The following is a 14,108-nucleotide window of genomic DNA, read 5'->3' on the forward strand; positions in this document are numbered from 1 at the left end:
CTCCGCCCTGGGGACGACCCGCCTCCTCCGTCCGTACACCCGCGAGTGGTGTGCAAGACACCACTTACGGGTGACGAATTCATCGAGCTCCCGGCGGATTCTTGTTGTACGGGCGGCCCCGAGGATCGGAGTTCGTGGTGCCACAGAACACACGCACCCTTCCCCTCGACGACGCCCGGGCCACCTCCGCCGCACGCACTGGCCCCAAGGCGGCCAACCTGGCCCGGGCCGCACTGCACGACCTGCCTGTGCTGCCGGGCTTCGTCATCCCCATCCGGCCCGGCGCCGGTGACCTGCACGCCGCGTGGGCACGGCTCTCCGCACATGGCGAACGCACCCTGGTCGTCCGCTCGTCTTCCACACAGGAGGACGGCGCCGTCTCGTCCATGGCGGGCCGGTTCGTCTCGGTGCTGGACGTGCACGGCTGGCCGCCCTTCCTGGCCGCGATCGACGAGGTCATCGCCTCGGCCTCGGCGCCCGGCACGATGGCGGTGCTGGTGCAGCCGCAACTGGACGCGGTGGCAGGCGGTGTGATGTTCGGCGCCGACCCGGTCGACGGGCGCACCGACCGCGTCATCGTCTCCGCCACGCCCGGTGGCCCGCAGGCGCTGGTCGGCGGCGAGGTGAACGGCACCCGGTACGCGCTGACCCGGCGCGGACGGCTGGTCGGCGTCGAGCACGACGACGGGCCCGCCGAGGAGGAGGGCGGCCCCCTCACCCGTGTGCAGTTGCGTGCTCTCGCCCGCTTGGCCGTCCGCGCGGCGACGGTGTTCGGCGGCCCGCAGGACATCGAGTTCGCGTTCGACGAGGACGGGCGGCTGTGGCTGCTGCAGAGCCGCCCGGTGACCGCGCTCGCGCCCGTGCCGCCGCGCCGCGCGCCCCTGCTGGGACCGGGGCCGGTGGCCGAGACCCTGCCCGATCCACTCGCCCCGCTGGAGGAGGACCTCTGGCTCGTCCCGCTGAACAGCGGACTCGGTGAGGCCCTGGCCACTGCCGGGGCCGTGTCGCGAAGCGCGTTGCGCAGCAGGCCGACGGTCCTGACGGTCGGGGGCCGGGCCGCAGCTGACCTGCGCAGGTTGGGGGCTGCGCCCGGCAAGCGCTCACACTTGCAGCTGCTCAACCCCGCGCCCGCGATCCGCAAACTGGCGGTCGCCTGGCAGGTGGGCCGCCTCCGCGCCGACTTCCCCGACCTCGCCGCACGTACCGGCGACGAAGTGGACGCCGAACTCTCGGCTGTCCCGCCACTGGCGGAGCTGGCGGACGCCGAACTGGCCGCCGCGCTGCGGTGGACCCGCGCCGCCCTCACATCGCTCCACGGCCTTGAGGCCCTCGCCGGATCCCTGCTGACCCCAGAGGACAGCACGACCGCCGCCGCCCAGGGCCTGACCGCACTCACCGAAGCCCGCGCCCTCGGCCTGGAAGACGCCCAGATCCTCGCGGCCGCCCCGTCCGTCCTCGCCCTGATCCCACCGTCCATAGGCCCGACCCGCCTGCCTCCCACCCCCCTGCACGAGCCAGAAACGAGTCCGGCCTCAGCCGGCCCCCACCCACCCAAGCCATCAACGCCCCTCGCAGAACGACCAGGCACCGGGACGCGAGGAACGACGTCCGGACAGACGCGAGCAGTCACCAGGACTCAGCGAGTGGAGACCGGGGGAAGGGGGGCGGTTTCTGGGGTGGGGGCTGGGTTGGGGGCTCGGGAAGGGTTGCGGTTGCGGGTTCGGTGGGTGCAGGAGTTGGGGGCGCGGCTGGCCTGGGAGGCGGGTTTGCGGCTGGTGTCGGACGGTGCGCTGCCGCGTCCCGAACTTGTTCGTGTGCTCCGTTTTGACGAGTTGGTGGCGGCGTTCGAAGGCGGTTCCCTCCCGGCCGGCCTGGAACGGCGTCCCGCTCCGCCGCGGACCGCTCCGCTGCCGTCGGTGTTCCGGCTGGCGGGGGAGCGGATCGTGGCGGAGTCCGGGCCGCCCGGGGACGGTGCGCGTCCCGCGGGCGGCGGACGGGGGTCCGGGCCGGTGCATGCCGGCCCGGACGCTCCCCCGGCGGGTTCGGTGCTGGTGGTGCGGACCCTCGCCCCCTCGCTCGCCGCGCAGCTGCCGTCGCTGGCCGGGCTGGTCGCCGAGACCGGAAGCCCGCTGTCGCACCTGGCGATCCTCGCGCGGGAACTCGGGGTGCCGACGGTGGTGGGCCTGCGGGGCGCTCTCGACCGGTTCCCGCCGGGCACCGAGGTGCTGGTGGACGGCGACGCCGGCACCGTCACGGAGGGGGCGGCATGACCGAGCGAAGCGAGGGCATGAGCGCCGCTCTTGCCGGGGGGTACGGGGGGTCGTCCCCCCGCAAGAAGTCGTCCCCCTACAAGGAGGCGGCATGAGGCGTCTCGCTTATCTGGGGCTGGGGCTGATGGTTCTGGCCACGGGCGGATACACCGTGGTCTATCTGGTGCGATGGGAATGGCAGCGGTCGTTGATGGCGGGCGAGCTGCTGCTGGTGTGCCTGATCGTTCTGCTCGCGGTGGCGGGGGCGCAGCGGTTGCAGCGGATGGAGCAGCGGCTGGCCGCGCTGGTCGAGGGGCGGCCCGCGCCGCGCGCCGCCGAGGAGGTGCCGCGTTTCCGCTGGCTGGAGCCCGAACCGCACTCGTACAAGGTGTTCATTCCGGTGCTGCTCGGGGCGGGGATCGTGGCGTCGGGGCTGGCCGCGCTGGTCGAGCGGGTGGCGACCGCTTTGGGACGCGGACGGGGCGACGTGCGGGTTCCGGAGGCGTTGCGGCTTCCGTCCGGCGGGGTGCTGGACGGGGCGGCGGAGCCGGTCTCGCCGGGCCGCGGACGGAACGTTGTCTGGGCGGTCGTGGTGTTGCTGGTGGCGGCGGTCGCGGTCGTCGAGCTGGCCGAACGGACCCAGGACCGTTCCGATCCGCCGATGCGCGCCGTCGCGAGCACGCTGATCATCAAGGCGGAGACGAACGGCCGCAGCGGGGCGGTCGATCCGCTGGCCACCCGGCTGTGGGAGTACTGCCGGGGGTCCACCCGGCCGTACCTGCCGCGCGGCGGGCTGGTGCCGCTGGACGGGGCGCGGTTCGCGCTGGTCGTCCAGCCGGCGCTGGGCGAGCACGCGCTGCGCAGGCTGCGGGGCTGTCTGGAGGACGCGGTCGTTGATCATGGCCGGTTCACCGTCCAGTCCGTGCGGCATGGTTAGCCGGGCCGCCCCCTCCCCGCTCGGGGGCGGCCCACCTGCGTTTATGGCCGTGGGGAACTCGGAGGAGGTTAGGGGAGTCATACGGGGTGTCAGAGGAGCGACTCGGGGGGCTCGTTCGATGGAGCACGGGCGGGAATGCGGAGCGGGCCTTGTGTGCTGTACTGTCGTGACAGCGCCTTTGGACGCTGCCTGGTCGGGCGGCGAGGGCGTTTCCTTCCCCGCCCGGGTCATCTGAGCGCCCGGTGATTGTGTTCCCCCATTCGACCGAGTCCGGGGGTACGCGCGGATCCGCGTCCCGGACCACCGCACCAAGGGAGCCGTCGACAGCCCGGTGAGCCGAGCTGTATCTCTCATTCCTTCCGCGTACGCGCCACGCGAACCGTACGCGGGAACCGACTCCAGGCGCCGCGCGCTCGACCGCGGCCGCGCCTGAGAAGGGATCTCCATGCCCACCAGTACCTTGACGACAGAACGCACGGCCGCGCCCAAGCGGACCACGCGCCGCCGGACGGCGCGGGCCCCGCGGCGGGTCTCGGCCGAGAGCACCACCACCGCACAGCCGCCCGTCGAAGAGGCGGTCGTCCCGTTCCAGGGCGTGCTGTCCGTGGAGGACAAGCACGCGTTCGTACGGACGAACGGCTACCTGCCCGGCCCGTCCGACGTCTACCTCTCGCCGGCGCAGGCGAAGGCGGCACACCTGCGGCCGGGTGACATCGTCGCCGGGACGGCGCGCCCGCCGCGTTCGACCCGCGAGAAGCACAACTCCCTCGTGCAGGTCGAGGCCGTCAACGGGGCCGCGCCCGAGGACGCCGCGGCGCGGCCCGAGTTCGCGAAGCTGACCCCGCTGTTCCCCGAGGAGCGGCTGCGGCTGGACACCGGCGCGCTCGCGACCCGCGTGATCGACCTGGTCACGCCGGTCGGCAAGGGCCAGCGCGGCCTGATCGTGTCGCCGCCCAAGGTCGGCAAGACGATGATCCTGCAGGCCCTGGCCAACGCCATCAGCATCAACAACCCCGAATGCCACCTCATGGTCGTGCTCATCGACGAGCGGCCCGAAGAGGTCACCGACATGCAGCGGTCGGTGCGGGGCGAGGTGCTGCACTCGACGTTCGACCGTCCCGCCGAGGAGCACACGGCGCTGGCCGAGCTGGCCGTCGAGCGCGCGAAGCGGCTGGTGGAGCAGGGCCGGGACGTGGTCGTCCTGCTCGACTCCATCACCCGGCTGGGCCGCGCGTACAACCTCGCCGCGCCGTCCAGCAGCCGCATCCTGGCGGGCGGTGTGGCGACGACCGCGCTGTACCCGCCGAAGCGGTTCTTCGGCGCCGCCCGCAACATCGAGAACGGCGGGTCGCTGACCATTCTGGCGACCGCGCTGGTCGACACCGGGTCGCGGATGGACGACGTCTTCTTCGAGGAGTTCAAGGGCACCGGCAACATGGAGCTGAAGCTCGACCGGGGCCTGGCCGACCGGCGGATCTTTCCCGCGGTCGACATCGAGGCGTCCAGCACGCGCCGCGAGGAGCTGCTCATCCCCGGCGAGGAGCTGGAGCTGAACCGGCGGCTGCGCCGCGCCCTGCACGGCCTCGAACGGCAGCAGGCCATCGAGATGCTGCTGGACAAGATGAAGGGCACCACCTCCAACGCGGAGTTCCTGCTGCGGGTGCAGCAGACGACCTGACCGCGCCTTGCGTCAGCCGGTTCGGAAGGTCTCCAGGATCCGGTCGTAGCGCCGTTGTGCCGGTGTCCATTGGGCGTCGGGGGCTTGGAAGGAGAATTCGTATCCGGGCGTCCGGCTGTGCAGGACGTGCTTGCGCCAGTCCCCTTCCCCCCACGTGAATTCCCATTCCGCGACCGTCTCGCGCAGCGCCGGGACGGTTTCGAGCCGCAGCAGGCGGTAGCCGGGATAGGCGCCGGACGCCGCCGTGTCGTGTGCGGTCGCGCGCAGTCCGGCGAGCGGGTCGCCGGTGACGGGGGTGACGCGCAGCGCCTGCTCCTCCAGCGGGTCCTGCCATTGGACGCCGCCGCCGTGCCGTTCCCGCCGCCAGTCCGGCGGGATGTCGATCAGGTAGCCGCCGGAGCCGGCGAACTCGTGATAGGTGATCATTCTGGCTTCGCGGTGCAGGAGCCCTTTGGGGCCGCCGCCGCCCGCGACCGGCAGCATCGCGAGGGCCTCGCCCTTGCCGACCGAGTTCCAGCGCGCGCTCCAGGCGCCCAGCACGACGGCCGTCACGGCGATGGTCACGAAGCAGGCCGCCGCGGTCAGCGCGCGGGAGCGACGGCCTTGCGGCGCGCAATCGTTCACCACGAGTCCGATACGCGCGGGCCAGGGCTTGGGCGGTTGGCGGCGCCAGAGCGGGACCGGGGGCTCGGCAGGGCGCCCCGCCTCACCGAGCAGCCGTGCCGCTTCGGCGCCTTGCAAGCGCAATGCGGGGTCCTCCTGGAGCAGCCCCTCGATGACGGGTGCGAGCCGTCCCGCGTGCACGGGTGGCGGGTAGTCGCCCAGGAGCACCGCCAGCATCGACGCCAGCGCGTGGCGGCGCAGAAAGGGCGACACCCCCTCCACGGCCGTGTAGAGCGTGGCGCCGAGCGACCACAGGTCCGATTCGCGCCTGCCGGGTTCGCCGCGGACGCGTTCGGGCGGCATGTACGCGGGGGAGCCTTCCAGTCCCGCGACGAGCGTCGCCTCCGGTTCCTGAGCCCGGTCCATGTGCACGGCGAGACCGAAGTCGGTGAGCAGGATCCGGCCGTCGTCGCACAGCAGCACGTTGCTGGGTTTGACGTCCCGGTGCAGGATGCCCGCTTTGTGCGCGGCACGCAGCACGGACAGGACGCACTGGCCGATCCGGGCGGCGCGCTCCACCCGTACCGGGCCGCATTCGGCGATCTCCTGGTGCAGCGAGCGGGCGTTCAGTAGTTCCATGACGATCCACGGCCGCCCGTCCTCGATGACGACGTCGTGCACGTCGACGACGCCTGGATGCCGCAGCGCCGCCGTCGCGCGGGCCTCTTCGATGAACCTGCCGCACAGGAGACGGCGCTCGCCGTCGGTGAACCGTTCCGGGAGGCGCACCTCCTTCACCGCCACGTCGCGGTCCAGCATCTCGTCATGGGCGCGCCAGACGGTGCCCATGCCACCCCTGCCCACCACCGAGAGCAGGCGATACCGCTCCGCCAGCGGAATCAACCGATCTCTCCCCATGGGGTGGTTATGCGCGCGAAGTGCCCCAAGGCATGCTCCGAGACGCCAAATCCTTTCTTGACCGATCCCCGACCCGCCGCAGAGCCTTCAGGACACCACCGACTGCGGCGAAACCGGTTGCGGGGCGGGCGTTGCCGGTGGCAGGGGCGGCGGTGCCGGTGTTTCCGCACGGCGCGGCGGCGCGGCCGGGACGGGCCACATGTCGAGCGGGTGTTCCAGGACGGTCCCCGGCGGCAGGTCCCGGCGTACGAACCATTCCGTGCCCAGGACGAGCCGGAACACCGAGCGCGGCAACCACGACAGCGTCGTGAACGTGCAGACCGAATCGCCGCACAGCCGGTGCCTGACATGCGCGGCCATGACGGCTCTCTTGGCCCTGCTGTACTTGCGGACCCGTACCCGATGCGTGATTTCCCCGCGGGACGCGTACGCGTTCTCCAGCCCGACCGTCCTCGCAGAGGATGCGGCACGAAGCCCATGCACAAGCGCGCGCGGAAGCACCCCCAGAAGTGCGATCGGTCTAAGCGCGCGCACAAGGAGGTCGCGGTCGACGGTCGCTTCCAGCACGACAGGTGTGCCCGCCAGTTCGGCGGCCCTGATTCCCACACGATGCACCTGGACGTGGTCAGGATGCCCGTAGCCGCCTGCAGGGTCGTACACGGTCAGCAGGTCCGCGTCTTCCTCGCGGAGCAGTTCGGCCAGCTCGGCCGCGGCGAGGTCGACCTTCGTCCGCGAGAACCCGCCGAGCGCGGCGCCGTCGGGACCGGAGTCCTCGTAGCCCAGAAGCACCACGCGCGCGCACCCGAGCACGTGCGCCGACGCGTCCAGCACGTCGGTCCGGAGCCGGCCCGGCACCGGCGCGTCCAGGTCCACCGGGGCGTGCGCGGACGCGGCGACGACGAGCACCACCCGATGGCCCTCGGCCGCCAGGCGCGCCATCGTGCCGCCCGTCAGCAACGCCTCATCGTCGCGGTGGGCGTGGAAGAAGACGCAGGTCCTTCGCACGGCCTGTAGATGCCCCGCACCGGTTGAAGATCATTCCTCCGGCACGTCAAACCTGCGCCATACCCGCCCCGCCTTGCACGACTCGGCCCCGCGCCCGGTGCTAGGGCGCGTTTTGCGAATCTACGTTCTGTTGCGCGACGAACAAGACCTGGAAAACGCGCCCTAGGGCTCGCTGAGGACGGACTTGGCCCACTTGTAGTCGGACTTGCCCACGGCGGTGCGCTGTACCTCGTCCACGAGCGTGATCTGGCGCGGGAGCTTGTACCCGGCCAGGCGGCCCCGGCAGTGGCCGACCAGTTCCTCCAGGGTCGGGGACGTCCCGGGCCGGGCGGAGACCACGGCCGCCACGCGCTGGCCGTAGCGCTCGTCCGGCAGGCCGACGACGACTGCGTCGTACACGTCGGGGTGGTCCTTGAGGGCCACCTCGACCTCCTCCGGGTAGACCTTCTCGCCACCGGTGTTGATGACCAGGGAGCCGCGGCCGAGCAGCGTGATCGTGCCGTCCTCCTCCAGCGCCGCGAAGTCGCCGGGGACGGACCAGCGGGTGCCCTCGGCGTCGGTGAAGAACGTCGACGCGGTCTTCTCCGGGTCGTTGTAGTAGCCGATCGGAATGTGCCCGCTGCGGGCCAGCCTGCCGATCCCGCCGGGCCGCACGACGTTGAGGTCGTCGTCCAGGACGGTGACGCCCGGTTTCATCATGAACCGCGCGGTGCCCTCCTTGCCGCCGCCGACCGACGGACCGCACGCGCCGGTCTCGGACGCCCCGTAGTTGTCCAGGAACATGATGTCCGGCAGGAGCGCTTGCAGTTCGGCCCTGGCGCCCTCGGTCAGCGGCGCGCCGCCGGAGCCGATCGCGAAGAGGGAGGAGGTGTCGTGGTCGCCGGAGGCCAGCTCCTCGGCGACCGGGCGCGCCATGACGTCGCCGACCAGCATCAGCACGTTGGCCTGCTCGGCGGCCAGTATCCGCAGCGCTCCGGCCGCGTCGAAGGCGTGGTCGGTGTAGAGGATGACCTTGGTCCCGCTGAACAGGCCCATGAACGCCACCCACTGCCCGGCGCCGTGCATGACGGGCGCGCAGTCCAGGACCGCCATCGGGGGCTGCTCGGCGTTGGCGGCGATCGCCTCGGGGCTGGTGACCGGCTCGCCCAGGACGTTCCCGCCGCCGAGCGCGGCGAAGAAGATGTCCTCGCAGCGCCACTCGACGCCCTTGGGATGGCCGGTTGTGCCGCCGGTGTACATGACGTACCGGTCGTCGTTCGAGCGCTGCGGGAAGTCGTCGTCCGGGGAGGCGGCGGCCAGGGCCTTCTCGTACTCGGTGGCGCCGGGGACCGCGGCGTCCGAGCCGTCCTCCAGGACGACCACGTGCCGCAGCCGCGGCAGGCCGGCCCGCACCTCCTCGACCCTGGCCAGCAGGGACCGTTCGCCGATCAGCGCGACCGAGTCGGAGTCGGACAGCACGTGGTGCAGTTCGGCGGCGACGTAGCGGTAGTTGACCGGGATGGGGACGGCGCGGACCTTGAAGACGCCGAGCATGCTCTCGATCCACTCGGCCCGGTTGTAGGCCAGGATCGCGACGTGCTCGCCGGGCCGGACGCCCGCGGCGGCCAGGTGGTGCCCGACCCGGCTCGCGCGTTCGTTCAGCTCGCGGTAGGTGCGGCGCTCGTCCCCGGCGACGAGTGCGGGGCGGTCCGGGCCGGCGGCGGCCAGGATCTCGAGAAGGTCGGCCAGGTTGTAACTTCGCGCCATGCCACGTCCTCGCGTTCGGGGCCCTGCGGGTCCGTTCGATAATCCCTGGCGGCCGTCCAGGGCTCAATCGCTGCTGACAGGTCGTCCAATGTCGGTCGTATGTCACGCTGTCGATGAGGGATCGGTCACATCGACGCACTACACTGTTCCGCCCATACTCGCTGAACCACGACAAAACACCAGGTAAAGTCCGGTTTTCGGGTTGCGAACGGCACGGCACCGGTCGCCGCATCCGGCCAGGCCGAACGGTTCTTACACGGCTCTTATCTGGGTACCGGCATGCTTGGCCGTAACGATTTCGCATCAGACGGGGGTAGCGGTGAGCGCAGGCGCGATGGCGTGGACGCCTCCGACCTGGGAGGAGATCGTCAGCGAGCACTCCACCAGGGTGTTCAGGCTGGCGTACCGCCTGACCGGTAACCGGCACGACGCCGAGGACCTGACCCAGGACGTCTTCATCCGAGTCTTCCGATCCTTGTCCTCCTACAGCCCGGGCACCTTCGAGGGGTGGCTCCACCGGATCACCACCAACCTCTTCCTCGACCGCGCCCGCCGCAAGCAGCGCATCAGGTTCGACGCGCTCGCCGACGACGCGGCCGACCGGCTGCAAGGCCGCGAGCCGACGCCCGCGCAGGCCTACGACGACCGGCACCTGGACGCCGACATCCAGAGCGCGCTGGACGCACTGGCTCCCGAGTACCGCGCGGCCGTGGTGCTGTGCGACATCGAGGGCCTGACCTACGAGGAGATCGGCGCCTCGCTGGGCGTCAAGCTGGGCACCGTCCGCAGCCGCATCCACCGCGGCCGGGCACAGCTCCGCGCCGCCCTGGAGCACCGCCGCCCGCCCGAGCCCGCGCATTCCCCCGACCCCGTCCCCCGGCTGGACGGCGACACCGTCCCCACGTACTGAGCAAGCCCCCGCTCGGCTGTGAGCTGACCGGCCGGCGACTTCCGACCTACCCACGCCCCGTGGACAACGTCTTCGACCGCTGCGGCGGCGGACCCCGCTGGTGCCGCCGCAGGGCATCGGCCACCGACACCAGGTCCGACGCCGCGCGGGGTCCGTCCGGTGACGACCGCGTGGGGCACGCGGGACCGGCTGCCGCGTATGAGCCAGCCGTCCGCGCGACGCCCCGGAGCGAGGCCACGGCCCGGCCTCGACCGGACATTCCACCGTCAAGATCCAGAGGTTTGACATACCATTGAAAGCTCAACTAATCTGCCTTCCAGGCAAGTCGTTGAAACTTCAAGCAAATCTGGAGTGACCATGAGCATCGCCACCGCCGCTCCCGGCCTGACCGCCGGCACCTACAACATCGACCCCGCGCACTCCGAGGTCACCTTCGCGATCCGGCACCTGATGACCAAGGTCCGGGGCAGCTTCACAGACTTCTCCGGCACCCTCGAGATCGCCGACGACCTGGCCGCCTCCACCGCCAACGCCGAGATCAAGATGGCGTCCCTGGACACCCGCAACGCCGACCGCGACGCGCACGTCCGCTCCGCCGACGTCCTCGACATCGACAACCACCCGACGATGACGTTCAAGACCACGGGCGTCCGCTCCGAGGGCGGCGACAACTTCCTGGACGGCGAGCTGACCATCAAGGGCGTCACCCGTCCGGTCTCCCTCGAGGTCGAGTTCAGCGGCGTCGGCGAGGACCCGTGGGGCGGCTTCCGCGCCGGCTTCGCCGCGTCCACCACGATCAACCGCAAGGACTGGGGCATCGAGTTCAACGTCCCGCTGAAGGGCGACAAGGCCCTCCTCGGCGACAAGGTCGACCTCCACCTGGAGGTCCAGGCCGTCCGCGCCTGAAGATCCGCATCGCGCGAGTTCCCGCCTCCGGCCGGAAACGAAGCGGTACACGCCGAAGGGCCGTCCACATCTTGGGTTCACGCGGTCGTCGCAACACCTCGATTTGAGGAGTTGCGACGACCGTGTCGTTTGCGGAGGAGTTGGCGGCGCATGGCGAGCGGCTGAGGCGGTCAACCGACCAGCAGGAGCACCACGCTGAACACGGCGAAGAACCCCTGTATCCACGCCCAATGCTGGATGGGGATGCCGTACAGAGTGTGCTCGTTGTAGGCCCTGTTCATGACCCGTCCCACAACGACCAGGAGGACGGTGCCGATCCCCAGGGCCACCGTGGCGCCGATGGGCCCGACCAGCCCCTCGAGCACGACCGCTCCGACGATCCCGCCCCCCATCAGCAGCGGCACCACAAGAAGCCCCAGCCCAGTCCAAACGATCAGCACTTCGCACCCTCCAGAGCCACGCTCACAAGATGGCCTCTGCGCCACCGGGGGAGCTGGATGCGCCCATCTTGCGTTGCGCCGACCGTCCTGGTCCAGACCGTGCACCCGCCTTGGCACGACAGGCGCCGCACGCCGCGCTCAGTGCCGCTCCATCGCCGCCAGCGGATGATGACCGCGGCCACGAAGATCGCCACCGCCATGCCGAGGCCGGTCTGCCGGAGCAGCCGTTCCGGACTGAGCATGAAGGCGCCGAAGATCAACTGACCACGAACCAGCGCACACCAAGTTGCGCAACGTCTTCCGGCCACGCCGCAAGCTCGACCGCTGCAAACCCGGTCAGGTCGGCAGGCCGCCGGAATCCCGGGCGCCGAACACGCCGTCCCGGCCCGCGGCTCCCGCAGTTTGACCGGGCCTGCGCGCCCGGGCTAGCCTCCTCAGAGTTTAGACCTAAACTCTGAGGAGGTTCAGATGTCGAGGGTGGTTCTGGTCAGCGGAGGCGGTACGGGTATCGGGCGCGCGGTGGCGGCCGAGTTCGCCCTCGGCGGCGACCAGGTCGTGATCGTCGGCCGACGCGCCGAGGTGCTGCGGGACACGGCCGAAGCGATCGGCAAGCAGGCTCCGGACATGCTCCCGGTCGACGTCGTGGCCGCCGATCTGAGCGATCCCATGAGCGCCGAAGGGCTCCGGGCGACGATCGCCGAACGGTACGGCAGGCTGGATGTACTGGTGAACAACGCGGGCGGCAACACCGACATGGGCAGTGACCGGCCCGAAGGGCTCGCCGGTACGGCCGAGCGGTGGACGGACAACTTCCGTGCCAACGTGCTCACGACGGTGCTGCCGACCGAGGCACTGGCCGATCTGGTCACCTCGCGGGTGGTACTGATCAGTTCGATCGCCGCCTTGCGGGGGTCGGGCACAGGTTCGTACGGGCCGGCGAAGGCGGCCCTGCATCCTTACGCGTTCGACCTCGCCGGATCGCTGGGCCCACGTGGCATCACCGTCAACGTGGTGGCGCCCGGCTATATCGAGGACACCGAGTTCTTCGCCGGAGGGCTGCCGGAGGACAGGCGCCGCACGCTGATCGAGGAGACCGACACCGGGCGTCCGGGGCGTCCCGAGGATGTCGCGGCGACGGTGCACTGGCTCGCCTCGCCGGGCGCCGCGCAGGTCACCGGCCAGATCATCCAGGTGAACGGCGGCGCCGAACGTGGCCGGTGACGGCGCGGACGCCATCCAGGAGGCCTGGCGGCGCGAGCTGCCGGACGTCCCCGTCGACTCGATCGGGGTCATCACCCGCATCTGGTGGGCTGCCAAGATCTTCGGCGACGAGCGTCGTCGGCTACTCGCCGAGCTCGGCATCGACATGGCGACGCTCGACCTGCTGTCGACCCTGCGCCGCAGCGGCCCGCCCTACCGGATGAGCCCGAGCGAGCTCGCCTCCGCCTCGCTGGTGTCGCGCGGGGCGATCAGCCAGCGGGTGGAACGGGCGGCCAGCAGCGGACTGGTCACGCGGGAGAGGAGCGGCTCGGGCTTCCATACACACGCCGTCAGCCTCACCGACGAGGGGAACGCGCTGGTCGAACGGGCCGTCGCCGAACTGCTCGATCGAGAGCAGCGGCTCATCGGCCACCTGGGGGCCACCGAACAGGCCCAGCTCGCCGACTTGCTGCGCGGCCTCCTCGCCGGACTCACCGCAGGCAGGGACACCACCCTCGGCCAGGTGGGCGGCTAGTTCTCAGCACGCACCTCGTCTCCGAGCCATCAGCGTCAACCTGCTGATCGGACAGCGCAAACGGCATGTGGGCCGATGTCCCCCGGGACCCCGCAAACCCCGAGGAGCGAACGCCGCCGTGCAACGGTCTCGGGCAGGCCGAGTCCGGTAACGGCCTGAGTGAGCTGTCGTGGTGGTGCCTCGCGGGCGGGCGGACGTCGAGAGGCGCGGCGAAGGCCCAGGCGATGGCCGCAGCCATCGACCGGTTCAAGACCGGCGACGCCGGGTCGACGTCGGCGCCTTGCAGAGCGTGTCCAACGTGATCCTGCCGCTGGTCGTACGCGGGCTTCGGGACGAGCACCCCGGCTGTTCGGAAAGGAAACCGACCAGCCACAAGTCCAGGAGCTCGACCTGATGTTCCTCGACGGCCACGTCGGCGGCGACGTCGAACACCGCAAACTGCTCGACGATCCCTACCGGTCGGTGGCCCGCCGCGGCGCCTTCCCCGACGGTCCGGTGCGCCCGGCCCAACTCGACGGCGCATTGATGGTGGCGCAGCCGCCGATCCGCGACCAGGCCCGGATGGAGCAGGCGCTCGCACGCCGAGGCGTTCGGCCGCGAATCAGCCCTCCCGTCGACCTCCTTTCGGCTATCACGCGGCCCGCCCGCAGGCGGATCTTGGCAGCGTTTGGTTTCTGTGTGCGGTGACCGCCCACGGAGTGGGGCGGCCCTTTGACCTACTCGTCCAGGAAAAGCAGCCCCGTGATATGCACCGCAGCGATTCTCGGTGCGCCGGCAACGCGCAAACGCGGGGGGAATTGTGCACGCGTGATCACTCCCGGCAAGTGAACGCCGAATGGTGTGAGGGCCGCCGCGCGGCCGGCATGCTGCGTAGACCCCAGAAAGGAAAGATGATGCCGACAGCCGCTTCCACACCAAGTGACAATTCCTTCTGCGATCGATGAGCCGGACGCGTCGACCATTGGGGGTGGGCTGCCGCCC

12 protein-coding genes are annotated in these 14,108 nt (G+C 71.0%); 8 read left to right on the forward strand and 4 right to left on the reverse strand.

Going from position 1 to position 14,108, the window contains the following annotated elements:
* The first annotated feature begins 137 nt into the window (after nucleotides 1-137).
* From ABD340_RS33405 to rho, 3 genes are all read left to right on the forward strand, one after another.
* Nucleotides 138-2,270 (forward strand): PEP/pyruvate-binding domain-containing protein, encoded by a 2,133-nt coding sequence (locus ABD340_RS33405; protein WP_344594462.1) that lies wholly within the window; start codon nucleotides 138-140, stop codon nucleotides 2,268-2,270.
* 91 nt (nucleotides 2,271-2,361) lie between these two features.
* Entirely contained in the window at nucleotides 2,362-3,186 is an 825-nt protein-coding gene (locus ABD340_RS33410) for a hypothetical protein (RefSeq protein WP_344594464.1), read from the forward strand.
* Between the two features lie 445 nt (nucleotides 3,187-3,631).
* Nucleotides 3,632-4,864: a transcription termination factor Rho gene (gene rho, locus ABD340_RS33415; protein ID WP_425547496.1), complete on the forward strand. Its 1,233-nt coding sequence runs from the start codon at nucleotides 3,632-3,634 to the stop codon at nucleotides 4,862-4,864.
* Between the two features lie 12 nt (nucleotides 4,865-4,876).
* Here the strand turns inward: rho and ABD340_RS33420 are convergent, their stop codons facing one another.
* The 3 genes from ABD340_RS33420 to ABD340_RS33430 form a co-directional block, all read right to left on the reverse strand.
* Nucleotides 4,877-6,370: a serine/threonine-protein kinase gene (locus ABD340_RS33420; protein ID WP_344594466.1), complete on the reverse strand. Its 1,494-nt coding sequence runs from the start codon at nucleotides 6,368-6,370 to the stop codon at nucleotides 4,877-4,879.
* A 102-nt stretch (nucleotides 6,371-6,472) separates the two neighbouring features.
* A complete protein-coding gene (locus ABD340_RS33425; protein ID WP_344594468.1) occupies nucleotides 6,473-7,390 on the reverse strand; it encodes a PIG-L family deacetylase in 918 nt (305 codons plus the stop codon).
* Nucleotides 7,391-7,552: 162 nt separating this feature from the next.
* On the reverse strand, nucleotides 7,553-9,136 hold the full coding sequence (locus tag ABD340_RS33430; protein ID WP_344594469.1) for an acyl-CoA synthetase: 1,584 nt from the start codon (nucleotides 9,134-9,136) through the stop codon (nucleotides 7,553-7,555).
* Nucleotides 9,137-9,470: 334 nt separating this feature from the next.
* Here ABD340_RS33430 and sigE point away from each other — a divergent pair, with 334 nt between their 5' ends.
* Both sigE and ABD340_RS33440 read left to right on the forward strand, forming a co-directional pair.
* Complete coding sequence (gene sigE, locus ABD340_RS33435; RefSeq protein WP_344594889.1) at nucleotides 9,471-10,046, forward strand: RNA polymerase sigma factor SigE; 576 nt, start codon at nucleotides 9,471-9,473, stop codon at nucleotides 10,044-10,046.
* A 357-nt stretch (nucleotides 10,047-10,403) separates the two neighbouring features.
* Nucleotides 10,404-10,952 (forward strand): YceI family protein, encoded by a 549-nt coding sequence (locus ABD340_RS33440; protein WP_344594471.1) that lies wholly within the window; start codon nucleotides 10,404-10,406, stop codon nucleotides 10,950-10,952.
* 170 nt (nucleotides 10,953-11,122) lie between these two features.
* Here the strand turns inward: ABD340_RS33440 and ABD340_RS33445 are convergent, their stop codons facing one another.
* On the reverse strand, nucleotides 11,123-11,392 hold the full coding sequence (locus ABD340_RS33445) for a hypothetical protein (protein WP_344594472.1): 270 nt from the start codon (nucleotides 11,390-11,392) through the stop codon (nucleotides 11,123-11,125).
* A 468-nt stretch (nucleotides 11,393-11,860) separates the two neighbouring features.
* Between ABD340_RS33445 and ABD340_RS33450 the strand changes: the two genes are divergently transcribed.
* From ABD340_RS33450 to ABD340_RS33460, 3 genes are all read left to right on the forward strand, one after another.
* Nucleotides 11,861-12,613 (forward strand): SDR family NAD(P)-dependent oxidoreductase, encoded by a 753-nt coding sequence (locus ABD340_RS33450; RefSeq protein ID WP_344594474.1) that lies wholly within the window; start codon nucleotides 11,861-11,863, stop codon nucleotides 12,611-12,613.
* Nucleotides 12,603-13,127: a MarR family winged helix-turn-helix transcriptional regulator gene (locus ABD340_RS33455; RefSeq protein WP_344594475.1), complete on the forward strand. Its 525-nt coding sequence runs from the start codon at nucleotides 12,603-12,605 to the stop codon at nucleotides 13,125-13,127. Before ABD340_RS33450 ends, ABD340_RS33455 begins: the two co-directional genes overlap by 11 nt.
* 393 nt (nucleotides 13,128-13,520) lie before the next feature.
* Nucleotides 13,521-13,814, forward strand: a complete 294-nt coding sequence (locus tag ABD340_RS33460; RefSeq protein ID WP_344594476.1) for a hypothetical protein — start codon at nucleotides 13,521-13,523, stop codon at nucleotides 13,812-13,814.
* Nucleotides 13,815-14,108 lie beyond the last annotated feature (294 nt).

The sequence above is a fragment of the Actinomadura vinacea genome (assembly GCF_039532545.1).
GTDB classification, from domain to species: domain Bacteria; phylum Actinomycetota; class Actinomycetes; order Streptosporangiales; family Streptosporangiaceae; genus Spirillospora; species Spirillospora vinacea.

Excerpts from the sequence above, each read along its gene's own strand:
- ABD340_RS33440 (WP_344594471.1), top strand. The coding sequence starts at position 10,404 with ATGAGCATCGCCACCGCCGCTCCCGGCCTGACCGCCGGCACCTACAAC.
- ABD340_RS33450 (WP_344594474.1), top strand. The coding sequence starts at position 11,861 with ATGTCGAGGGTGGTTCTGGTCAGCGGAGGCGGTACGGGTATCGGGCGC.
- ABD340_RS33410 (WP_344594464.1), top strand. The coding sequence starts at position 2,362 with ATGAGGCGTCTCGCTTATCTGGGGCTGGGGCTGATGGTTCTGGCCACG.
- ABD340_RS33430 (WP_344594469.1), bottom strand. The coding sequence starts at position 9,136 with ATGGCGCGAAGTTACAACCTGGCCGACCTTCTCGAGATCCTGGCCGCC.
- sigE (WP_344594889.1), top strand. The coding sequence starts at position 9,471 with ATGGCGTGGACGCCTCCGACCTGGGAGGAGATCGTCAGCGAGCACTCC.
- ABD340_RS33460 (WP_344594476.1), top strand. The coding sequence starts at position 13,521 with ATGTTCCTCGACGGCCACGTCGGCGGCGACGTCGAACACCGCAAACTG.
- rho (WP_425547496.1), top strand. The coding sequence starts at position 3,632 with ATGCCCACCAGTACCTTGACGACAGAACGCACGGCCGCGCCCAAGCGG.